Origin of the sequence: Parvimonas sp. C2 (genome assembly GCF_035282405.1) — a bacterium.
In the GTDB taxonomy this organism is placed as follows: domain Bacteria; phylum Bacillota; class Clostridia; order Tissierellales; family Peptoniphilaceae; genus Parvimonas.
Map to the genome: position 1 here is coordinate 61,777 of NZ_JAYKBP010000001.1, position 22,813 is coordinate 84,589.

Sequence of the window (22,813 nt, forward strand, 5' to 3'; positions counted from 1 at the left end):
AAATGTCTTATATAAAGAAAGAAAAAATTGAAGAAATAAAAGAAAAAGCGGATATAATTTCAGTTGTTAGTGATTATGTATCCTTAAAAAAAAGTGGAAGGTATTATATGGGAAATTGTCCTTTTCATAGCGAAAAGACGCCTTCTTTTTTTCTTTATCCAGAAACAAATACTTTTCATTGCTTTGGATGTGGTAAACATGGGGATAGTATTTCATTTATTATGGAAATGGATTCATTAGATTATGTCAGTACTTTAAAAAAATTAGCTGAAAAGTTTGGGATTGAATTAGAATATGATAATTCTTTTAATACTAATAACAAAAAAAATCTTGATAAATATTATGAAATTAACGAATTTACAGCAAGGTTTTACTATAAAAATATGATGGAAAATTCAGTTCCTAAACAATATCTATCAAAAAGAGGTATTAACCAAAAATCAATTAATCTTTTTTTTATTGGTTATGCTGATGAAAACTGGAAATCTCTTTATAATGAATTAAAATTAAAAAATATGGATATTGAAATCGCCGAAGAGTTGGGACTTATAATAAAAACTAAAACTGGAGATTATATTGATAGATTTAGAAATAGAATTATGTTTCCTATTTTAAATACAAGTAAAAAAATTATAGGTTTTGGTGGAAGGACTATTGTAGACGATAGTGCAAAATATTTAAATTCTCCTGAAAGTGTTGTATTTAAAAAAGGTGATAATCTTTATGCTCTTGATAAAATAATAGAAAATAATATTAGAAATAAAATTTTAATTGTTGAAGGATATATGGATGTGATATCCTTGTATCAAAGTGGTGTAAATTATTCTGTTGCAGGACTTGGAACTGCATTTACTGAAAGCCAAGCAAGACTTATTAAAAGATATTTTAGAAATAATGTATATTTGTGCTATGATGGTGATAACGCAGGAGCAAGTGCAACCGATAAAACTAATGCTGTATTTAATGAAATTTCAGTAAAACCTAATATAATAATGCTTCCGGATAAATTGGATCCAGATGATTATATAAAAAAATTTGGATTAGACGAGTTTAATAAGCTTATAGAATCTCCATATGATATTAATGGTTTTAACTATGAAATATTGAAGAAAAATAAAAAAAATTCTAATTCAATTACAGATAATTCAATTTTTTATGACTCGATATTAGATTTTTTAGTTAAGATTGATACTAATATACTAAGAGATTTATATATAAATAAAATTTCTAATGAATTTGGCTTAGATAGTAATTCACTTAAAGAAGATTTTTTAAACTATGATAAAAAAGAAAAAGTAGTTAAAAAAAAGGATGAAGAAACTGAAATAAATTATAAGACAGAGAATTTATTGTTAAATTCTGACAAAAAAGTTTTAATATTGGGTATCATACTACTAATGAGATGTGAAAATAACGTACTGAAGATTATTAATAAATTGGAAGAATTATCTAAAAATTCAAATTTATTTGAAATATTTAGTTATGTTAAAAATAATGCTGAAAATAATACTATAACTGTTCCATCTGTATTAATTGATGAATTTAAAAATAGTATAGAGAATTTAAAAATTGTAGAATATATAGTTAAATGTTATAATGAAAAGATAAAATTATCAGCATTAGATTATAATAGATTGCTTGATATAACTATTTTAAATTTTGAAATTAGAAAAACAACTTTAAATATTGAAAAATTAAAACAAATGGATAAAACTAATGAATCAGTAATATCGAATTTGAATTACAATATAGAAAAGTTGATGGAATTAAACAGGAATCTTAAAAATATTGAGAAAGGGGTTCATCATGAATAATAAATTAAATGATATTGAATATGATGAAGTAAAAATTCTAATAATAGAGGAACTTACAAAATATGCTAATGAACACGGTGGTTTTGTTAATAACAAGTATCTTGAATCTTTAGATTTGTTTAATTTAATAGATATTGATGATATTGAAGAAATAAAATCAAAATTAGCTGATAATCAAGTGGAGTTTATTGATGAAAGTGAAAACTTGGAGGATCTTGAAATTACAGATGATTTAATTGATTTAGAAGATGAAAAAGAAGATCCTGAAGATGAAGAAATTAAATTAGAAGATTTTTCTGACTTAAAGGGTTTTAATATTGATGATCCTGTTAAAATGTATTTAAAAGAGATTGGTAAAATACCTTTGTTAAGTGCTGATGAAGAAAGAATTTTAGCAGAAAATATGGAAGCAGGAGATATTGAAGCTAAGAAAAAATTAGCAGAAACAAACTTAAGACTTGTAGTTAGTATAGCTAAAAGATATGTTGGAAGAGGAATGCAATTTTTAGACTTGATTCAAGAGGGAAATATGGGTCTAATGAAAGCGGTTGAAAAATTTGATTTTAGAAGAGGCTTTAAGTTTAGTACTTATGCTACTTGGTGGATAAGACAAGCAATTACTAGATCTATAGCTGATCAAGCGAGAACTATAAGAATTCCAGTTCATATGGTTGAAACTATAAATAAATTAGTTAGAATAGAAAGACAATTAGTTCAAGAACTTGGACGAGAACCTACAAACGAAGAAATTTCAGAACACATGGGAATAGAAGTTGACAAGGTAAATGAAATAAGAAAAATTGCTCAAGAACCTGTAAGCTTGGAAACTCCTATTGGGGAAGAAGATGATAGCCATTTGGGTGATTTTATTGAAGATGAAACAGCCATTGCTCCAGATGAAGCAGCAAATTTTTCTATGTTAAAAGAACAATTAAATCAAGTTTTGAGTACTCTTTCAGATAGAGAGAAAAAAGTTTTAGAACTTAGATTTGGACTTAATGATGGTACACCTAGAACTTTAGAAGAGGTTGGTAAAGAATTTGAGGTTACTAGAGAAAGAATAAGACAGATTGAGGCTAAAGCACTTAGAAAATTAAAACATCCAAGCAGAAGCCAAAAATTAAAAGATTTCTTGGAATAGATATATGGCTAGTTTAAGATTAAAAAAGATTTGCAATTTAGTTGATGAAAATTCGATTGTTGCAGATATAGGAACTGATCACGGAATAATACCTATAGAATTATCGAAAAATAATATATCAAAAAAAATTATTGCAACTGATATTAGTAAAAGCTGTCTAGAAAAATTAGAACAAAAGCTAATATATAATAGCAACATAGTAAATATTGAAACTAGAGTATCTGATGGTTTGGATTGCTTTGATGAATTTGAAGTAGATACAATAATTATATCTGGTATGGGTGGAATTCTAATTAAAGAAATTTTAGAAAAAAATCTAAATGTTGCAAAATCTGCAAACAACTTAATTTTATCTCCAAATAATTCATTGGATATTCTTAGAAAATTTTTATTGCATAATAATTTTGTTATAGAAAGAGAAGATGATGTAATAGAAAATAAAAAATATTATCAAATTTTGAAGGTAAAAAGAGGTAAAGATTTTTACAGAAATGATTTTGAATACTTATATGGTAAGTTGCTTATAAAAAACAAATCTGAGAATTTAAAATTATTTTTAGAAAATGAACTAAAAAAATATACAGATATTGTAGATAAAATTAGTAAACAAAGTAAAAATAATGAAAGAATTATAGAAATTACTAATTTAATAAATGAAATTAGAGGGATTTTAGATGAATTTTAAAGTAAGTGATATTATAGAATTATTAGATACCGAATATTCATTTTCCTTACAAGAAGATTGGGATAATTCAGGATTTCAGATTGGGAATCTCGAAGCTGAAGTTAAAGGAATTTTACTAGCACTTGATATTACGATTGATTCAATTAATTGTGCAGTATCAAATAATATTAATTGCATTATCACACATCATCCTTTATTTTTTGAAAAAATTCAATATTTAAATGTGAATTCTGAATATTATAAAAAGCTTGAGCTATTGATGAATAATAAAATTAATGTGATTTCTCTCCATACACCTTTAGATATTCATCCAAATGGAGTAAATAAATATTTGGCAGATAAATGTTTATTAAATAATCAAGAAGTTTTTGTTGATTATAAAGATGGTTATGGTTATGGAATAGTTGGAAGTATTGAAAATGATACATTCAAAAATTATCTTACAAAACTAAAAAATAATTTTGAAAATCCAATACTATATTTTGGTAATATTGAAAAAAGTATTTCAAAAGTTGCAGTACTAGGAGGGTCAGGAGCATTTTCTATTAAAAATGCAATTTCAAAGAAAGTAGATTTATTAATTAGTTCAGATTTTAAGTATCATGATATTCAATTAGCTTTAGAAAATGATCTAAATATTATTGACTTGGGTCATTTTGAGTCAGAAATTTCAGGCTTATTATCTTTAAAAGAATTTTTGATAAATAAAAATAGTAATTTAGAAATATTACTTTATAGAAATAATATTTTTAAAAGAAATATATTTTAATCTAATTAAGTAAAACAGACAATCGCGTGAGCTAATCACGAGGAAAGTCCGTGCACCACAGAGCAGGATGCTGGATAACGTCCAGTGGGGGCGACCCTAAGGCTAGTGCAACAGAGATATACCGCCATTTATAATGGTAAGGGTGGAAAGGTGAGGTAAGAGCTTACCAGCATATAGGAGACTATATGGCTATGTAAACCCCATTCGGTGCAAGATCAAGATTGAACTTTTGTAGCTGCTCGCTACGTTCATAGGTAGATTGCTTGAACAAATTGGCAACAATTTGTCTAGATAGATGATTGTCTAATACAGAACACGGCTTATAGTTTTGCTTAATATTTATAATTAAATATAAGGTATTACCTTATATTTTTTTACTTTTACATATAAGGAGATTTTAATGAATTTAGAAAAACAAGTATTAAATTTTATGAAAAAAAAGAATTATATTCCATTAACAAAGGAAGAACTAGCTGTAGCTTTAAATATTTCATTTAATAGTTTGAAGCAATTTTTTAAATTATTAGATTCTCTTGTTAATAATAAAAAAATATCATTAATTGACTATAAATATAGTATTTATCAAAAAAAGGAAATTTTAAAAGGTAAGATTTCTTTTACAACTAAAGGTAATGCATTTTTTATCTCTGAAGATGATATTGATGACGTTTTTATTCCAAAAAAGGAATTAAATCACGCTAATCATAATGATGATGTTGAAATAGAAATAATAAAAGAAAAGGGAATAAACTCGAAAGCTGAAGGTAGAGTTATAAATGTTTTAAATAGAAATAGCAATTTAATTGTTGGTACTTTTACAGAAAATAAAAATTTTGGGTTTGTAGTTCCTGATGATATTAAATGTAATTATGATATTTTTATAAAAAAAGGTGATAAAAACGGAGCTAGAACTGATGATAAAGTAGTTTGTAAATTAATTGAATTTCCGGATAAACAGAAAAATCCTGAGGGAATAATAATTGAAGTAATAGGAAATAAAAATGATAAAAACGCTCAAATAATTTCTTTATTAAAAGATATGGAAATTCCATATAAATTTTCCAATAAGATTAATAAAGAGCTAGAAGAACTAAAACAAATGGATATAAAAAAAGAAATTAAAAATAGAGTAGATTTTAGAAATTTATTTACTGTTACTATTGATGGAGCTGATGCAAAAGACTTTGATGATGCCATATCTATTGATAAAAAAGAAGATGATTATGTGCTCTATGTTCATATAGCAGATGTATCTCATTATGTAAAAAAAGACAGCAAGTTAGATAGAGAAGCCTATAAGAGAGGTAATAGTGTATATTTAATTGACTATGTAGTTCCTATGTTACCAGAATTACTTTCTAATAATCTTTGTTCTTTAAATCCTAATACTGATAAATTAGCTATTACTGTGAAAATGATAATTGGGGAAAATGGTAATGTTAAAGAATATAAATTTTATGAATCCGTTATAAATAGTAATTATAGGTTAGTTTATGATGATGTAACAGATTTTTTAGAGGGTAAAAAGCATTTTTATAATGATAAAACTTTAAAAGAAAAATTATTAGTTATGAAAGAATTAGATGATATTTTAACTAATAAAAGAATAAATAGGGGAACTATAGATTTTAATTTTCCTGAAATTGCAATTACTTTTGACAAAGATGGTAAAGTTGAAAATATAACAAAGAAAGAAAATGGGTTAGCAAATAGAATAATTGAGTCCTTTATGATATGTACTAATGAAGTAGTTGGAAAGCATTTTGGAGATTGTGATATTCCTATAATATATAGAATTCATTCTAAACCACCAGAAGATAAATTAGAAATCTTAAGAAATCATTTAAATCGTTTAAATATAGAAATGAAACCTATAGATATGATTTCTTCAAAGTATCTAAGTGAAATAATAGATCAATTTAAAGATACAAATAGATCTGATTTTATAAACTATTCTATTTTAAGATCTATGACTAAAGCTAGATATTCTCCAAATATTGATATACATTTTGGATTGGCAACATTTTTATACTGTCATTTTACTTCTCCTATAAGAAGATATGCAGATTTAACTGTTCATAGAACTTTAAAAAATTATTTGCATTCAAATATTGAAATACCAAAAAATTATATAAGCTACTTAGATATAACTTCTAATCATATAAATGATACTGAAGTACTAGCTATTGATGCAGAAAGAAAGTTAGAAGATATCAAAAAAGTGGAATTTATGAAAAATAAAATAGGTCAAGTTTTTAAAGGAATTATCGTTTCAGTTACTTCATTTGGACTTTTTGTGCAATTAGAAAATACTGTTGAAGGACTTGTTAAATATGAAGATATTATGAATGATTACTATGAATTTGATGAACAAACATTAACGGCTATCGGTAGAAGAACAAAAAGTGTATTCGATATTGGAATGGGAGTGGAAGTTATTGTTGCAAAAGTAAATGAAATAACTAATGAAATAAATTTTTATTTAAATAGGTGATATTATGAGAGATAAGACGACTATAAAAACAATAGCGAACAATAAAAAAGCAAGACATGATTATTTTATAGAAGATATCTACGAAGTTGGGATTTCTTTATCAGGAACTGAAGTAAAAAGTATTAGACAGGGAAAAGTTTCTATTAAGGAGAGTTATTGTTCAATTAAGAGTGGAGAAGTTTTTATTCTTGGAATGAATATAACACCTTATGATCATGGGAATATATACAATTTAGAACCTACAAGAGAAAGAAAATTACTTTTAAATAAAAGAGAAATTAATAAATTAATTGGACAAACTAAAGAAAAAGGTTATTCATTAATTCCTTTAAATGTTCATATTAAAAACGGATGGATAAAACTTGATATTGCACTCGCTCGTGGTAAAAAAAATTATGATAAGAGAGACAGTATGCTTGAAAAAGAACACGAGAGAAAGATGCAATATGCATTAAAAAACAAATACAAATAGAGGTGAATTTTTTGAGCAAAAAATATACGATTATAACTTATGGTTGTCAAATGAATCATCATGATTCGGAAAAAATATCATATTTATTAGAAACTTTAGGTTATACAAAAGAAAATGATTTAGAAAAATCAGATTTTATTATTTATAATACATGCTTAGTCAGAGAGAATGCAGAACTTAAAGTTTATGGGCAACTTGGTGCTTTAAAAAATTTAAAAAGAAAGAAACCAGAAATGATTATAGCGGTTTGTGGTTGCATGATGCAAACAGGTGATGCAAGAGCTACTATAATTTCAAAATATAAACATGTAGATATAATTTTTGGAACGAAAAATATCTCAAGATTGCCTTCTCTTATTTCTAGACATAGAAGCACGGGAGAAGTTGTCGTAGATATTGAAGAAGAAGATATACTTGATGATGAAACACCTATAAATAGAGAACATCCATTTATTGCTTATGTAAATATAATGACAGGTTGTAATAATTATTGCACTTTTTGTATAGTTCCATATGCTAGAGGAAAAGAGATTAGTAGAACACCTGAAAGTATTATTAATGAGATAAAAGAATTAGCAAAAAAGGGATATAAAGAAATAACATTACTAGGCCAAAATGTCAATTCGTATGGAAAAACATTAAGACCTAAAGTTACATTTCCAGAGTTATTAAAAATGGTTAATGAGATAGATGGAATAGAAAGAATTAGATTTTTGACAAGTCATCCAAAAGACTGTTCTGACGAACTAATAGATGCAATAGCTAATTTGGATAAAGTATGTGAAAATATTCATTTACCATTCCAGTCTGGTAGTAATAAAATTTTAAAAGATATGCATAGAGTTTACACCAGAGAGCATTATTTAGAATTAATTAGAAAACTAAAAGAGAAAGTACCTTATATTACGCTTTCTACTGATATAATTGTTGGATTTCCAGGAGAAACGGAAGAGGATTTTGAAGATACTTTAAGTATGGTAGAAAAGGTTGGATATGATCAGGGATTTACTTTTCTATATTCTATAAGAAAAGGGACAAAAGCTGCCGAAATGCAAAATCAAATTCCACATGAAGTAAAACAAGAGAGATTTCAGCGATTAATTGATTCTATGTATGAAATATTTTATGAAAAAAATAAAGAATGTTTAGGACAAACTCTTGAAGTTTTAGTTGAAGGAATTAGTAAAAATAATCCAGAAATTCTTACAGGTAGAACAAGAGGATATAAATTAGTACATTTTAAAGGTGGAAAAAGAAATATTGGACAGCTAGTTAATGTTAAAATAACTGGACATAATTCATTTGCACTTGAAGGAGAGATAGTTTAGTAAGGAGTTGTTATGAGCGATTTTACACCAATGATGAAACAATATCTAGAAATTAAGTCTAATTATAATGATTGTATTATATTCTATAGACTAGGCGATTTTTATGAAATGTTTTTTGATGATGCAAAAATAGTTTCAAAAATTTTAGATTTAGCTTTGACTAAAAGAGATTGTGGTGGTGGAAAAACTGCACCAATGTGTGGTATTCCATATCATGTTGTGAATCAATATCTGTATAAGCTAGTTTCTGAAGGTTTTAAAGTTGCTATTTGTGAACAAGTTCAAGATCCAAAACTTGCTAAAGGAATTGTAAAGAGAGAAGTTATTAAATTAGTAACTCCGGGAACTATTGATGAATTTGATGAATTAGCTATTAATAAAAATAATTATATTATGAGTATTTATATGGATTCAACAAATTTAAGTATCACATATTCTGATATATCAACAAGTGAAATATTTTGTACAAGTATTTTTGAAATGAATAGAGAAAATTTAATTACAGCTCTAGAGGAAGAGGTAATTCGTACTACACCTTCAGAAGTAATACTAAACTCAAATATATTAAAATCATTAGAAAAAAGTGTTGTTAAATTATTAAAAAATTTAAGAATTATTTATACAAAAGTAGATATCGATCAAGATTTTAAATCTTTAAGAGATAATAATGAAGAATTTTATTCTAATAATCTTAGTAATAAAATATTACTTTTTTCAATAGATAACTTTTATAAATATGTTTGTAGATTTAATGTTAAATTGAATGATTTTAAAAAGGTTAATTTGTATAAATTAAGCGATTATCTAAGAATTGATGCTAATTCAAGAATTAATTTGGAACTTAAAAAAAATAATTTTAGTAATGATATAAATGGCTCTTTATTATCAGTTATAAATTACACAAAAACTCCTATGGGTTTTAGATTGCTTAATAAATGGTTAGATCAGCCTCTTCTAGAAATAGAAAAAATTCAAAGGAGGCAATCTCTAGTTGAAGATTTAGTTTTAAATTCAAATTTAAGAAATGAATTGGAAGAATTATTAGGAAGTATTTCCGATATAGAGAGAATAAATTCAAAAATTTCTTTTGGAAATTGTAACGCAAGAGATTTAATTCATTTAAAAAATTCTTTATCAGCTATTCCAAAAATTAAAAGATTATTTTTAGATAGTAATACTTTATTTTCCAATATAGCTTTAAATATTCCCGATACCGAGTATATCTATAATCTGATAGATTCAGCAATTCTTGAAGATGTAGGAATTTTATTGAAAGAGGGAAATTTAATAAAGATTGGGTATGATGATGAACTTGATAAAATTAGAAATAATAAAATTGTTGGAAAAGAAAAACTAATTAAATATGAAGTAGATGAAAGAAATACTACTGGTATTAAAAATTTAAGATTAATATTTAATAAGAAAACAGGTTATTTTTTTGAAGTTACAAAGTCATATCAAAATTTAGTTCCAGAATATTTTGTATTAAAACAAACTTTAACCAATGCAAATAGATATAAAACAGATGAACTTATTAGAATTGAAAATATGATTTTTGGGTCTGAAAGTGATATTATAGAAAAAGAATATGAACTATTTATATCTATAAGAAATACTATTAAAATGAATATTAAAACATTGCAAAAATTATCAGACATTATTTCGTTCGTTGATTCAATTTATTCATTGTCCGTAGTTGCATTTAAAAACAATTATTGTAAACCGACTTTAAACTCAGAAGGAATAATAGATATAAAAAACGGAAGACATCCTGTTATAGAAAGTTTTTTAAGTTCTATAAATGAGTTTATTCCTAATGATACAAATATAGGGCAAAATGATAATTTAATTCAGATTATTACAGGACCTAATATGAGTGGGAAATCCACTTATATAAGACAGATTGCTCTCATAGTTATATTAGCTCAGCTTGGTTCATTTGTACCTGCTGATAGTGCAAATATTTCAATAGTAGATAAAATATTTACTCGTATTGGTGCTTCAGATAATCTATATAAGGGTGAAAGTACTTTTATGGTAGAAATGAAAGAAGTTAATAATATTTTAAGATATGCTACAAAAAATAGTTTGCTTATACTTGATGAAGTTGGAAGAGGAACTTCAACTTTTGATGGATTAAGTCTTGCTTGGGCAATCCTTGAGTATATTACAAAAAATATAAAATCAAAAACATTATTTGCTACACATTATCATGAATTGATTGACTTAGAACATACTTTTCCTAGCATAAAAAATAAACATATCCAAGTAATTGAAGACAAGGAAAATGATGAAATAGTCTTTTTAAGAAAAATAATGGATGGTGGAGCTAATAAGAGTTATGGGATAGCAGTTGCAAAGCTTGCAGGGCTTCCAATGGAAGTTATAAATCGTTCAAAAGTTATTCTTGATAGTATTGAAAAGAATGAAATGGAAATGGAAAAAGATATTATTGATAGCTCGAATGAAATAAAATCTAAATTTAATGATAAGATAATTACTAATCTAAATAGTATAAATATAGAAAAAATAAGTCCAATGGAGGCTTTTGGAATATTAAATGATTTAATAAATATCGCTAAAAGTGATAATGAATAGTTAGGAGATTAATATGTCTATAAAATTATTATCAGAAGATACAATTCAAAAAATTGCAGCAGGAGAAGTTATAGAAAATCCTTATTCTGTAATAAAAGAGTTGGTTGAAAATTCAATAGATTCAGGTGCAACTTTTATTAAAGTTGAAATTAAAAATGCCGGTAAAAAAGAAATTATGATTTCTGATAATGGATGTGGAATCGAAGAAGATGATATAGAGTTGGCATTCACCAAACATGCTACATCTAAATTAAATAATTTTGAAGATATATATTCAATTCTTTCTTATGGATTTAGAGGAGAGGCATTAGCAAGTATATCTGCAATTTCAAAAGTTGATATAAATACAAGAACTCAAAATAGTGAATTTGGAATTCACTGTTATCTTGAAAATAATAAAATTATTAGAAAAAATAAGATAGGGATGAACTTAGGAACAACAATTTACATTAGAGATTTATTTTACAATGTCCCTATTAGAAAGAAATTCTTGAAATCAGATGCGTATGAAAACTCAATTATAACAACATTAATGTACTCTTTTGCATTGGCTAATCAAAGAATATCTTTTAAATATATAAAAGATTCAAAGGTTATATTTGAAACAAGCGAAAGAAATACTCTAAAAGATAATATAAAATATATTTTTAAAGATGATTTTTATAAGAATTTAATCTCTATAAATATTGAGGATTCAGATTATAAGATTTATGGATATATTTCAAATAATCACTTTTATAAAGGTAGTAGAACATCACAATTTTTATTTGTTAATGGAAGATACATTTTTGATGAAAAGATTAGAAATATAATAGAAAAATCAATTGCTACATTAATACCAAAAGGAAAGTTTCCTTCTTTTGTAATATTTATAGAAGTAAATCCTAGTTTAATAGATATAAATGTTCATCCGAATAAAAGAAAGATTAAATTTATTTTTGAAGATAAGTTACTAAATTTACTGAATAATAATATTACTGATATTGTTCTAAAAAATACTACAAGTGATTTTATATCTGCTAAGGAAGAACAAAAAGAAAAAATCCTATACAACGAAGAAAAGATTAATAAAAACAATCAATCTTCAGAAGAAGATATTATTGAAACTATAATTTATGATGAAGATTATAATACACAAAATATTGTAAATAAATTTTCTTATGATGATTTATTTAAAGTAAATAAAAATGATATACAAATGATAAATGAAGAAGATAATATTGAAAATTATATTGTTAAGGACGAAAAAGTAGAAAATGCTCCAGTATTAGAACAAATAAAACTTGATGATAATACTGGAACTTCAAAAGACATTTCAGATTATGAAGTTATAGGTAAAATTTTTTCAAAATATATTCTATTGTCCGATAAGGATGAGTTTATTATTATAGATATATTAAATGCTAAATATAGACTTTTATATGAAAATTTATTGGATAATTACAATAATCACACTATTACAAAACAAATACTTTTATTTCCTATAATTTTGGAATTAAATGAATATAAATTGAGTGTGTTTAATACTATTAAAGATAAGTTGAATAATTTAGGTATAGAAGCTGATATTTTTGATGAAAATTCTATAGTAATAAGAACAATGCCTAATTTATTAAATGATAATTTAGATAAAGAAGATATTAGAGAAATGCTTGATGAACTGTTATTTAAAGATAATAGAGTGTTTGAAGACTCATTATACAAAATGGTTTGTAAAAAAAGAATAAATACTAGTTTAACAGATTTTGAAGTAGAAGAATTGTTGTCACAGTTATCAAAAATAAATCTAGATATAAATTTCTATGATAAAAAAATATTAAGAAAAATATCTAAAGAAGATTTTGATAAATTATTTTTTAAGGAATAAAAATGAAGAAAAAAATAATATTTATTGTTGGCCCTACATCTGTTGGAAAAACGAAATTAAGTGTTGACATAGCGAAAAAATTTTCAGGAGAAATTATTTCTTGTGATTCCATGCAAATTTATAAAGAATTTAATATTGGAACTGCTAAAATAACAGAAGAAGAAGTAAGAGGAATTAATCATTATATGATTGACATTTTAGATGGCAATCAAAAATTTAATGTTTCTGAATATAAAAAAATGGCAGAGAAGTACATTGAAGTAATATATTCTCATAATAATATTCCAATATTTGCCGGTGGAACAGGACTTTATGTAAATTCTATATTATATGATTTTAAATTTACCGATGCTGAACAATCAATGGATTTAAGAGAACGAATAACCAAATTTTACGAAAAAAACGGGGCAGATTTGCTTTATGATTTATTATTATATCTAGACTATTCAAGTAGAGAAAAAATTCATAAAAACAATATAAAAAGAGTAATTAGAGCAATAGAAGTTTGTTTAAATACAAAAAAAGGATTTTCTAAGCAATGCAAAGATTATGAAAATAATATTGGAAAATATGATTACTTAATAATAGGGCTAACTTTAGATAGAAAAATATTATATGATAAAATAAATTCTAGGGTTGATATAATGATTAATAATGGACTCATTGAAGAAGCAACAAGTTTATATGAAAAATATGGAGAGTATTCACAACCATTTACTGCTATTGGATATAAAGAGTTTATTCCATATTTCAAAGGAGAAGTTACTCTTGAATCGTGTATTGATAATATAAAACAAAATTCAAGAAAATACGCTAAAAGACAATTTACTTGGTTTAATAGAAATGAAAGTATACATTGGATTGATGTTGAAAATGGATATGATGAAGTTCTACTTAAATCTAAAAAATTAGTAAAAGATTTTTTAACTAAGGGAGATTTATAAATTGGAAAAATATTTAGATACTGATTTTAGTTTTGATTCTAAAATTATTAATTTTGTAAACAAATGTTCTAAAGAAATAGAAATAGAATTTGAAAATCTAAAAGAAATTGAAGAATATAATCAATTAAAAATTTTAAATGCATTTAAAAAGCAAAGATTATCCGCTACTGATTTTTCTTGGACAACTGGATATGGATACGGAGACTTTGGAAGAGAGAAATTAGAAAGGATATATTGTGATATCTTTAAAGCAAAAGATGCCATAGTAAGGCAAGAAATAACTTGTGGAACTCATGCAATATCTTTAGCGTTGCAAGGAAATTTATTACCAGGAGATGAATTTATTTATATAACAGGAACTCCTTATGATACACTTTTAAAGGTTATAGGTATTACTGGAAATGAAAGGGGAACACTATTTGATTATGGAATAAAGTATGATAAGGTTGATTTAGTAAATAATGAAATTGATGTAGAAACTGTATTATCTAAAATCAATTCAAAGACTAAATTATTAGCTATTCAAAGATCTCCTGGATATAGCAGTAGAAGATGTATTTCAATTAGTGAACTAGAAACAGTTATAAAAAAAATAAAATCAAAGTTTCCAGATATTATTATAATGATTGATAATTGTTACTGTGAATTTGTAGAAAAAAAGGAACCAATAGAAGTTGGTGCTGATATAGTTGTAGGGTCATTATTAAAAAATTTAGGTGCAGGAATAACTTTAAATGGAGGATACATAGTTTCAAACTCTAATGATATTATAGAATCTATTTCTAATAGACTTACTTCTCCTGGTCTTGGAAAACATGTAGGTGTAAGTTTTGGTACTACAAGAGCAATAATTCAAGGATTATACTTTGCACCTCATGTGGTTTTAGAAGCGGTAAAAAGTGCAATATTAGTATCATATATTTTTGAAAAGTTAGGATATAAAACAATTCCTAAATATAATGAAAAAAGAAGCGATATTATTCAAGTAATTACTTTAAATGATGAGAACAAAGTTATAGATTTTTGCAGAGCTATACAAGAATTTTGTTGTGTAGATAGTCATGTTGTTCCTTATCCATGGGATATGCCAGGATATTCCGATAAAGTTATTATGGCTTCTGGAAGCTTTATAGATGGTTCAAGTATTGAATTAAGTGCAGATGGACCTTTAAGAGAACCTTATAATGTATATTATCAAGGAGGTCTAAATTTTTATCAAACTAAAACAGCATTAATTAATGTATTAAATACTTTTTATGGTAAAAAATACATAAAATTATAGAATTTTTAAAAATATTTTTAAGAATTAGCGTATTTTAAAAAAAATTATGGTATAATAGTTATAGTTTTACACTTTTTACAAAAAAACTATAGCTATTAAATAATAAGATATTGGAGTGAATGTTTTGAAATGTTTATCTAAGGAAAAAATAAACATTGTAATGGAAAAATTAGAAAAATTATATCCTGATGCAAAACCAGAACTTAATTTTTCTAACAGTTTCGAGTTGCTGATAGCAACTATTTTATCTGCTCAATGTACTGATGTAAGAGTTAATAAGGTTACTGAAAAATTATTCAAGGATTTTAAGACTCCAGAAGAATTTTTAACTTTAGATGTTGATGGTTTGTCTAAATATATACATAGTTGTGGTTTTTATAATTCAAAAAGTAAAAATATTTTAGAAACTTGTAGAATTTTAGTTGAAAAATATAATTCTATAGTTCCAAGTGATATGGAATCATTAACTTCATTACCAGGAGTTGGAAGAAAAACTGCAAATGTAGTTAGATCTTGTGCTTTTGGTATTCCTTCTCTTGCTGTAGATACTCATGTGTTTAGAGTTACAAATAGAATAGGAATTATAAATGAAGGTAATGTTTTAGATTCTGAATTTGCATTAATGAAGAAGCTGAAGAAAAATACATGGAATAAAGCACATCATTTATTTATTTTTCATGGAAGAAGATTATGTAAATCAAGAAAACCAGATTGTAAAAATTGCATAATAAATTCCGAATGTTTATACTTTAAGAATTTATAGGAGGATATATGAAAAGATATATAAAAATATTTGCTGTATTAGGAATATTTTTAATAGTAACAATATCGGGTTATTTTTTGCTTAATAGAAATCCATTAAGTAATGCTACAGGACATACTAAAAATTTAAAGAAAGAAGAACTTTTAACATATGATAAATTCTATGAAGGAATTTATATTAATAATATTGATTTAAAAGATTTAACTAAAGAAGAAGCTTTAAATAAAATAAAACAAAGTTTAGAAATGGGTAGCGAGTTCACTTTAAAACATGGTAATTATGAAAAGAAGTTTCTTCCTAAAGATATTGACTTTTCATATAATTATGAAAATTTAGTTAATGAAGCTTTTAATATAGGTAGGTCAGGATCTGATGATGAAAGGATTGAAACTTTAAAAAATTTGATAAAAAATCCTAAAAAGTTTGATGTTAAGTCTACTTTTGATTTATCAAAATTAAATAGCATTATTTCAGAAGTATCTAAGAAATTAAATTCTGAACCAATAGATGAAAAGTTTTCTTATTCTAATGAAAAAGTATCTATACTTGATGGTAAAGTTGGTTTAAAAGTTGAAAAAGATAAAATAATAGAAAATTTTAAAAATTCTCCAGTTAAATTTAATTTCGAAATTCCAACTGAAGTCATTGAACACAAGAAAATTGATAAAAGTTTATTAACTTCAATAAAGGGAGTAATAGGGGAAGCTACAACAAAATTTGATAATCAGCCTAATAGAAATACTAATATAAGAATTTCTGCTGGCAAAATTAATGAATTTGTAGTAAATCCTGGTGAAACATTCTCTTTTTCTAAACAATTAGGTGAAATTTCATCAAATACTGGATATAAACCAGCTAGTTCTTTTATAAATAGTAAAATTGTTGATTCAATAGGAGGGGGAATATGTCAGGTTAGCTCTACATTGTATCAAGCTTTAGTAAAATCTGATTTAAAAATAGTTGAAAGAAATCAACATTCAATGAGAGTTCCTTACTGCACTATTGGTCTAGATGCTATGTTTTATGAAGGACAGAGTGATTTAAAGTTCCAAAACACTTTTGATTTTCCTGTAGTCATAATGAGTTATGTTTCTAATAAAGAAATAACTTTTAAAATTTTAGGCGATACTGATAAGAAAAATTATAACATAAAATTATTTACGTCTGATGTATCTAGAATACCAATGCCTATTGAGGAAATAGAAGATCCAAATTTACCTGAAGGCAAGAAAGTAATTGTCCAAAAGGGATTCCCTGGCTATAGAGGTTCTTCATATAAGCAAAAAGATAATGAAGATCCTGTTTTATTAAACAGCGATTATTATAAACCGAAAAAACAAGTTGTTAAGGTTGGAAAAAAGAAAGCCGTTACTGAGGAAACTGAAAAAAAAGATTAAAAACAAACAAAAATATGGATATTTTTGATATAATATGCTATAATATTTGTTGAATTATTCATAAAATTAGGAGGAAAATTAATGATTTCAGCAGGAGATTTTAGAAAAGGCACTACATTTGAAATGGATGGCGATGTATACCAAATTATAGATTTTCAACATGTAAAACCTGGAAAAGGAGCTGCTTTTGTAAGAACTAAGATTAAATCCGTTAAAAATGGTGGATCTAGAGAGATGACTTTTAATCCAAATGATAAATATGAAGTTGCAAAGATTGAAACTAAAGAAATGCAATATTTATATTCAGATGGTGAATTATATTACTTTATGGATACAGAAACTTATGAACAATTACCATTGAACTTTGATGTTGTAGAGGAAGCTCTTTTATATTTAAGAGAAAATGACAATGCAACTATTAGATTTCATGATGGTAAAGCATTCCAAGTTAATGCTCCAAACTTTGTTGAATTAGAAGTTGTTGAAACTGAACCTGGTGTTAAAGGCGATTCAGCTACAGGTGCTAATAAACCTGCAAAAGTTGAAACTGGAGCAGTTATTACAGTTCCTTTATTCATAAACAATGGAGATAAAATAAAAATTGATACAAGAACAAATGAATATCTTTCAAGAGTTTAATATTAAAAAAAGACAAGTTCAAGCTTGTCTTTTTGCGTTTTTAATTAAAAAATTAAATTTTTAATTTTGAAATTGGATTTTTTGAAATACCTTTTTTTATATCTTCATCATCTAAATGAGTATATATTTGTGTTGTCGCAACACTTGTATGACCTAAAATACTTTGTATTGTTCTTATATCTACATCCCCGTATTTATACATAAGTGTTGCTGCTGTATGCCTTAATTTATGAGGCGTATATATTTTGGGATCAAGTCCTGATAATTGTATATATCTTTTTAATCTTAATTGAATTGATCTATTTGAAATTCTTTTTTTATGTGAGCTCAAGAATAAGGCATTCGTATTTCTTGTAACTGGTCTAAGTTTTAAATAACTATTTATCGCATATAGACAATTTTCATTTAGAAATACAGTCCTTTCTTTATTTCCTTTACCAATGACACTTAATTTATCCTCTTTAATAGAATCGATATTTATTCCTGTAAGTTCAGAAATTCTAAGTCCGCAAGTTAAAAATATTAATATAATAGATAAATCTCTGGCTCTGTTAAACTCATTTTTTTCCTCTTTAATAGAATTTATTACCTTTTCTGACTCAGATAAAGTTAAATATACAGGATTTCTTTTTTCTAACTTTGGCAATTCAAATTTTTCTGAAGGATTTTTATCAATTAATTCAACGGTATTATACAAATATTTAAACCATGATTTTATTGCAGAAATTTTTCTGGCTTTTGTTTTAGTTGAATCGTTATAATTAGAATCACAAAAAGAAATATAAGCATGTAAATCTGTGATATCTATATCAGAAATATTTCTTTTATTAATTGATAATATCGATACAGAGTTTATGTCTGAATTTAAATTATATCCAAATAATTTTTTTCTCATAATAATAAATTTTAAAAATCGTTTTAAATCATAATAATATTCTTTAACCGTTAGATTAGAACGTCCTTTAATAGTTAGCAAATAATTTAAATAGTCATCTAATATAGTAGGGCAATCATCAAAATGTATCATATCATCTCTCCTTAGAAATACACATATACTATGATTAGATATATGTGCTAATAGACTAGTTTAAAAACATATCGTATAAAAGTATTTTTAAATAGTATTTTGTGGTATAATATATTATAACATATAAAAGAGTGATTTATTAATATATATTAAGAATTTATAGAATTAAATACCAAAGGAGATTAAAATGAGATTAAATTTTAGAAAACTTTTTGAATTAAAATCAATCAGATTTTTAGTTTTTATAATATTTTCTATAATTATTTTTGCATTATCACTATTATTTATAAAACATAACCTTCAAAAACGAGAAAAAGATAAAATTGAACAACAAAAACCTACAAAGAATAATGAAGAGGATACTAATAAAATGAATGAAAAAAAAGATAAAAAAACTAAAAATGGAGATAATACAAACTCTGATAGTTTAAAAGATAATAATTCAAATATAGAAAAAAATAAGATTGACCTAGATAAAAGAGAAATAGACAATTTTAAAGAAAATAACCCTAAGTAATAAATTATATAAAACATAATAGAATATAGTTTTGATTATTAAATTAAATATTTTTTTTACACTTATAATATAAAATTTTAAACTATTTTTTCGCAAAACTATAATTTTGCGAAAATAATTATTAAGAATTAAAGCAGGGGTTAAAATTACACCTCTGCTCTATTTTTGTTTTAAACTTAAATAGTTTTACATATTTTATAAAAATTTTAAATTTACGCTAACTCATCTTTGTATAATTCTTGTAAATATAATATATCATTCATTATCGAATTATCTAAATCTTCGTACAATAACAATTTATCCATATCTTCTTTCGCGTTTTTGAATTTTTTTAGTTTTAATTCTAATATTATCTTATTAAATAGTAATTTTTCATCATCTATATATATAGACAGTCCTTTTTCGAAAATTTCAAGCGATTTTTCGATTTTTTGAGTTTTGTAATATAATAACCCTAATTCTATAAAAATATTCAAAAAATCGGCATTTAAATCCAATGATTTTTCATAATACTCAATAGATTTTTCGTTTTCGTTTAATTTATTATATATATATCCAATCCAATAAGAATCTTCTTTATCTAGATTAAAATTATCAATATTTTCTAATATTTTATAACAGTCTTCAAACTTAAATCTATCTACCAGTTGTAATAGCTCTTCAATTTTAACTTTTACACTAATATCTTGTATTTTTTTATTGATAATATTATCAATTTTCTTGTTTGAATTAGTTATAGCCTTTTTATAAAATATATTAGCTTTAATGTAAAATTTCTCGTTTACATATAAATCACCATAAAGCATATTTAGTAAAAAATCATCTTCATTTTTATTTTCTAGATTAGCCAAGAAAATTTTAATTTCATTAATAAATATATTATAATAACTGTTATCATAATTTAAAATCATTAAAAGATATTTAGTATATAATTTTAAAATAAAATCATCATTTTTTTCTAAATTAATTAATCCTCTAATAATTAATAAATTATATATTATAGTGTCATAATTATTATCATTAAAATCAATTTTCGATTTGACAAAATCTAACAAATTAATATTTTTTGAATTTATAAAATCATTTAAAAATTTAATATTATCAAAATTTGAATCTATTCCATTTAATAATAAAATCCCTTCAAAAAAATATGATAAATTAATATTTTCATTAAATTTATTATTTTTAATATTTTCTAAAAGAACATTTGAACTAATTGGAAAATCAATATTTTCATAAATTTTCTCATTAATTTCAATATTTTTCACTGTAAGAAAATATACTTTATTAGAAAATTTTCTAAAATAATTATATAAATTATCCATATTCACCTACATTTTTTTAGGAGTATCCATACCTAGAAGTCCTAATCCAATTTCAATAAGTAATCTTGTACAATATGTTAGTACAAGTCTAAATTCTTTAATATTCTCTTCTTGATTATTTATAGGACAAGAATTATAAAATTTATTAAATAATTTTGCAACTTCAGTTATATACCTTGCAAGTATTGAAGGTTCGTATTTTTTAGCGGAATCTAATAAAATATCTTCAAATTTATAAATTGACTTTATCAAAGACAATTCATCTATATTCATTTCATAATCTGAAACTTTAGAAATATCGATACTATTTAATTTTGAATAAAAATCATTCTTTTCCAATATACTATTAGCTCTTGCAGCAGAATATTGAACATATGGACCTGTTTCTCCTTCAAAGTTAAGAACATTGTTCCAATCAAAAGAATAATCTTTAATTCTGGTGTTAAATAATTCTTGAAATATAACAGCCCCAATTCCTACTTCTTTAGCAATTTCTTCTTTGTTTTCAAGAGAGCTGTTTCTTTCGTTTATAATTTCTAGGGTTTTTTCTACACTTTTTTCAAGTACATCATTTAAGAATATAACATTTCCTTCTCTTGTACTAAGTTTTGCAGAAGTTCCTAAAAAATCATCTTTTACACTTACCATGCCAAATGAAACATGAATACAATCTTTAGCCCATTCATATCCCATTTCTTCTAAAACAGCTTTTAATTGTTGAAAATATAACTTTTGTTGAGTTGCAACTACATAAATATTTTTATAAAAATGATAGTCTTTTTTTCTAGTCAATGCAGTTGCAATATCTCTTGTTATATAAGTACTAGAGGAGTTGCTTTTTAAAATTAATGCTGGAGGCAAATCATATTTATCTAGATTAACAATTTTACATCCATCACTTTCAACTAATAAATTTTTATCTTCAAGTTCTTTAACAACATCATCAATAAATTGAGAATGATATGCTTCACCTCTGTATGAGTCAAATTCAACTTTTAATTTATCATAAACCTTTTGAAATTCCATTAAACTAATGTCTTTAAACCAATTCCAAAGTTTTATGGATTCTTCATCACCATTTTCTAATTTATTAAAATAATCTCTTGCAGTTTCTAACATATTTTCATCAGTTTTACAAAGATTATTAAAATCAACATATAATCTTAACAACTGATTTATTGGATCAGCATTTATCTCTTCATCATTCCCCCATAATTTGTATGCAGCTATTATTTTACCAAATTGAGTTCCATAATCTCCAAGATGATTCACACCAACTGTATTGTAACCTAAAAATTTATATATATTTTTAATTACATTTCCAATTAATGTACTTCTTATATGTCCAATATGAAATGGTTTAGCTATATTTGTTGAAGAATAGTCAATAACAATAGTTTTGTCTAAATTATCTTGTGATGATCCATATTTTTCCTTTTTATCAAATATTTCTTCTATAACATTTTTAGAAAATTCTGAATTTTTAATAAAGAAATTAATATAAGGTCCAACATTTTTTACATTTGAGAATATACTATTATCTACATTAATTTTATTTACCAATTCTTCAGAAATGATATTTGGTGCTTTTCTTAAAATTTTTGATAATTTAAAGCAAGGAAATGAAAAGTCTCCCATTTCTGAATTAGGGGGAATTTCTATCAATTCTCTAATTTCTTCTTTATTCAAATTTATATCCAAATCAAAAATAGTATCTATAACTATATCCTTAAAATTTATCATAATTTTCT

At 24.6% G+C, this 22,813-nt stretch carries 18 protein-coding genes and 1 other RNA gene; 16 read left to right on the forward strand and 3 right to left on the reverse strand.

Features of this window, described 5'->3' with window-relative positions; all coding sequences use genetic code 11:
- The first annotated feature begins 2 nt into the window (after positions 1-2).
- From dnaG to efp, 15 genes are all read left to right on the forward strand, one after another.
- Positions 3-1,814: a DNA primase gene (gene dnaG / locus VJI95_RS00310; RefSeq protein WP_324009843.1), complete on the forward strand. Its 1,812-nt coding sequence runs from the start codon at positions 3-5 to the stop codon at positions 1,812-1,814.
- Positions 1,807-2,955 carry an RNA polymerase sigma factor RpoD gene (gene rpoD / locus VJI95_RS00315; RefSeq protein WP_323998924.1) on the forward strand — a complete coding sequence of 383 codons (1,149 nt, stop codon included), beginning with the start codon at positions 1,807-1,809 and terminating at the stop codon, positions 2,953-2,955. Before dnaG ends, rpoD begins: the two co-directional genes overlap by 8 nt.
- Positions 2,956-2,959: 4 nt before the next feature.
- Positions 2,960-3,640 carry a tRNA (adenine(22)-N(1))-methyltransferase gene (locus VJI95_RS00320; protein ID WP_324009845.1) on the forward strand — a complete coding sequence of 227 codons (681 nt, stop codon included), beginning with the start codon at positions 2,960-2,962 and terminating at the stop codon, positions 3,638-3,640.
- Positions 3,630-4,409, forward strand: coding sequence for a Nif3-like dinuclear metal center hexameric protein (locus tag VJI95_RS00325; RefSeq protein WP_324009846.1), 780 nt, complete (start codon positions 3,630-3,632; stop codon positions 4,407-4,409). The genes VJI95_RS00320 and VJI95_RS00325 overlap by 11 nt, the downstream gene beginning before the upstream one ends.
- 6 nt (positions 4,410-4,415) lie before the next feature.
- Positions 4,416-4,748: RNase P RNA component class A (gene rnpB, locus VJI95_RS00330), an RNA gene on the forward strand.
- 61 nt (positions 4,749-4,809) lie between these two features.
- Positions 4,810-6,903 (forward strand): ribonuclease R, encoded by a 2,094-nt coding sequence (rnr, locus tag VJI95_RS00335; RefSeq protein ID WP_324009847.1) that lies wholly within the window; start codon positions 4,810-4,812, stop codon positions 6,901-6,903.
- A gap of 4 nt (positions 6,904-6,907) precedes the next feature.
- Entirely contained in the window at positions 6,908-7,375 is a 468-nt protein-coding gene (gene smpB, locus VJI95_RS00340; RefSeq protein ID WP_323998930.1) for an SsrA-binding protein SmpB, read from the forward strand.
- A gap of 11 nt (positions 7,376-7,386) precedes the next feature.
- Complete coding sequence (miaB, locus tag VJI95_RS00345) at positions 7,387-8,703, forward strand: tRNA (N6-isopentenyl adenosine(37)-C2)-methylthiotransferase MiaB (RefSeq protein WP_323998933.1); 1,317 nt, start codon at positions 7,387-7,389, stop codon at positions 8,701-8,703.
- 12 nt (positions 8,704-8,715) lie between these two features.
- Positions 8,716-11,301: a DNA mismatch repair protein MutS gene (gene mutS, locus VJI95_RS00350; protein WP_324009848.1), complete on the forward strand. Its 2,586-nt coding sequence runs from the start codon at positions 8,716-8,718 to the stop codon at positions 11,299-11,301.
- Positions 11,302-11,314: 13 nt separating this feature from the next.
- Positions 11,315-13,168 carry a DNA mismatch repair endonuclease MutL gene (gene mutL / locus VJI95_RS00355; protein ID WP_324009849.1) on the forward strand — a complete coding sequence of 618 codons (1,854 nt, stop codon included), beginning with the start codon at positions 11,315-11,317 and terminating at the stop codon, positions 13,166-13,168.
- 2 nt (positions 13,169-13,170) lie between these two features.
- Positions 13,171-14,112, forward strand: coding sequence for a tRNA (adenosine(37)-N6)-dimethylallyltransferase MiaA (gene miaA / locus VJI95_RS00360; RefSeq protein WP_324009850.1), 942 nt, complete (start codon positions 13,171-13,173; stop codon positions 14,110-14,112).
- Between the two features lies 1 nt (position 14,113).
- A complete protein-coding gene (locus VJI95_RS00365) occupies positions 14,114-15,394 on the forward strand; it encodes a methionine gamma-lyase family protein (protein ID WP_324009851.1) in 1,281 nt (426 codons plus the stop codon).
- A gap of 124 nt (positions 15,395-15,518) precedes the next feature.
- Positions 15,519-16,157 (forward strand): endonuclease III, encoded by a 639-nt coding sequence (nth, locus tag VJI95_RS00370; protein WP_293439756.1) that lies wholly within the window; start codon positions 15,519-15,521, stop codon positions 16,155-16,157.
- 8 nt (positions 16,158-16,165) lie between these two features.
- Positions 16,166-17,554: a VanW family protein gene (locus VJI95_RS00375; RefSeq protein WP_323998942.1), complete on the forward strand. Its 1,389-nt coding sequence runs from the start codon at positions 16,166-16,168 to the stop codon at positions 17,552-17,554.
- Between the two features lie 81 nt (positions 17,555-17,635).
- Positions 17,636-18,193, forward strand: a complete 558-nt coding sequence (gene efp / locus VJI95_RS00380; RefSeq protein ID WP_323998944.1) for an elongation factor P — start codon at positions 17,636-17,638, stop codon at positions 18,191-18,193.
- Positions 18,194-18,245: 52 nt separating this feature from the next.
- Here efp and VJI95_RS00385 read toward each other — a convergent pair whose 3' ends face one another.
- Positions 18,246-19,220, reverse strand: a complete 975-nt coding sequence (locus tag VJI95_RS00385) for a tyrosine recombinase XerC (protein ID WP_324009852.1) — start codon at positions 19,218-19,220, stop codon at positions 18,246-18,248.
- A 187-nt stretch (positions 19,221-19,407) separates the two neighbouring features.
- On the opposite strand from VJI95_RS00385, the gene VJI95_RS00390 reads away from it, so the two are divergent.
- Entirely contained in the window at positions 19,408-19,737 is a 330-nt protein-coding gene (locus tag VJI95_RS00390) for a hypothetical protein (RefSeq protein WP_323998977.1), read from the forward strand.
- A 212-nt stretch (positions 19,738-19,949) separates the two neighbouring features.
- Here the strand turns inward: VJI95_RS00390 and VJI95_RS00395 are convergent, their stop codons facing one another.
- Together VJI95_RS00395 and argS are read right to left on the reverse strand one after the other, a co-directional pair.
- A complete protein-coding gene (locus VJI95_RS00395) occupies positions 19,950-21,062 on the reverse strand; it encodes a tetratricopeptide repeat protein (RefSeq protein ID WP_323998978.1) in 1,113 nt (370 codons plus the stop codon).
- Positions 21,063-21,068: 6 nt separating this feature from the next.
- Entirely contained in the window at positions 21,069-22,805 is a 1,737-nt protein-coding gene (gene argS, locus VJI95_RS00400; RefSeq protein ID WP_324009853.1) for an arginine--tRNA ligase, read from the reverse strand.
- Positions 22,806-22,813: the final 8 nt, after the last annotated feature.

Coding starts and splice junctions, on each gene's coding strand:
- dnaG (WP_324009843.1), top strand. CDS start 3: ATGTCTTATATAAAGAAAGAAAAAATTGAAGAAATAAAAGAAAAAGCG.
- rpoD (WP_323998924.1), top strand. CDS start 1,807: ATGAATAATAAATTAAATGATATTGAATATGATGAAGTAAAAATTCTA.
- VJI95_RS00320 (WP_324009845.1), top strand. CDS start 2,960: ATGGCTAGTTTAAGATTAAAAAAGATTTGCAATTTAGTTGATGAAAAT.
- VJI95_RS00325 (WP_324009846.1), top strand. CDS start 3,630: ATGAATTTTAAAGTAAGTGATATTATAGAATTATTAGATACCGAATAT.
- rnr (WP_324009847.1), top strand. CDS start 4,810: ATGAATTTAGAAAAACAAGTATTAAATTTTATGAAAAAAAAGAATTAT.
- smpB (WP_323998930.1), top strand. CDS start 6,908: ATGAGAGATAAGACGACTATAAAAACAATAGCGAACAATAAAAAAGCA.
- mutS (WP_324009848.1), top strand. CDS start 8,716: ATGAGCGATTTTACACCAATGATGAAACAATATCTAGAAATTAAGTCT.
- mutL (WP_324009849.1), top strand. CDS start 11,315: ATGTCTATAAAATTATTATCAGAAGATACAATTCAAAAAATTGCAGCA.
- miaA (WP_324009850.1), top strand. CDS start 13,171: ATGAAGAAAAAAATAATATTTATTGTTGGCCCTACATCTGTTGGAAAA.
- VJI95_RS00375 (WP_323998942.1), top strand. CDS start 16,166: ATGAAAAGATATATAAAAATATTTGCTGTATTAGGAATATTTTTAATA.
- efp (WP_323998944.1), top strand. CDS start 17,636: ATGATTTCAGCAGGAGATTTTAGAAAAGGCACTACATTTGAAATGGAT.
- VJI95_RS00385 (WP_324009852.1), bottom strand. CDS start 19,220: ATGATACATTTTGATGATTGCCCTACTATATTAGATGACTATTTAAAT.
- VJI95_RS00390 (WP_323998977.1), top strand. CDS start 19,408: ATGAGATTAAATTTTAGAAAACTTTTTGAATTAAAATCAATCAGATTT.
- VJI95_RS00395 (WP_323998978.1), bottom strand. CDS start 21,062: ATGGATAATTTATATAATTATTTTAGAAAATTTTCTAATAAAGTATAT.
- argS (WP_324009853.1), bottom strand. CDS start 22,805: ATGATAAATTTTAAGGATATAGTTATAGATACTATTTTTGATTTGGAT.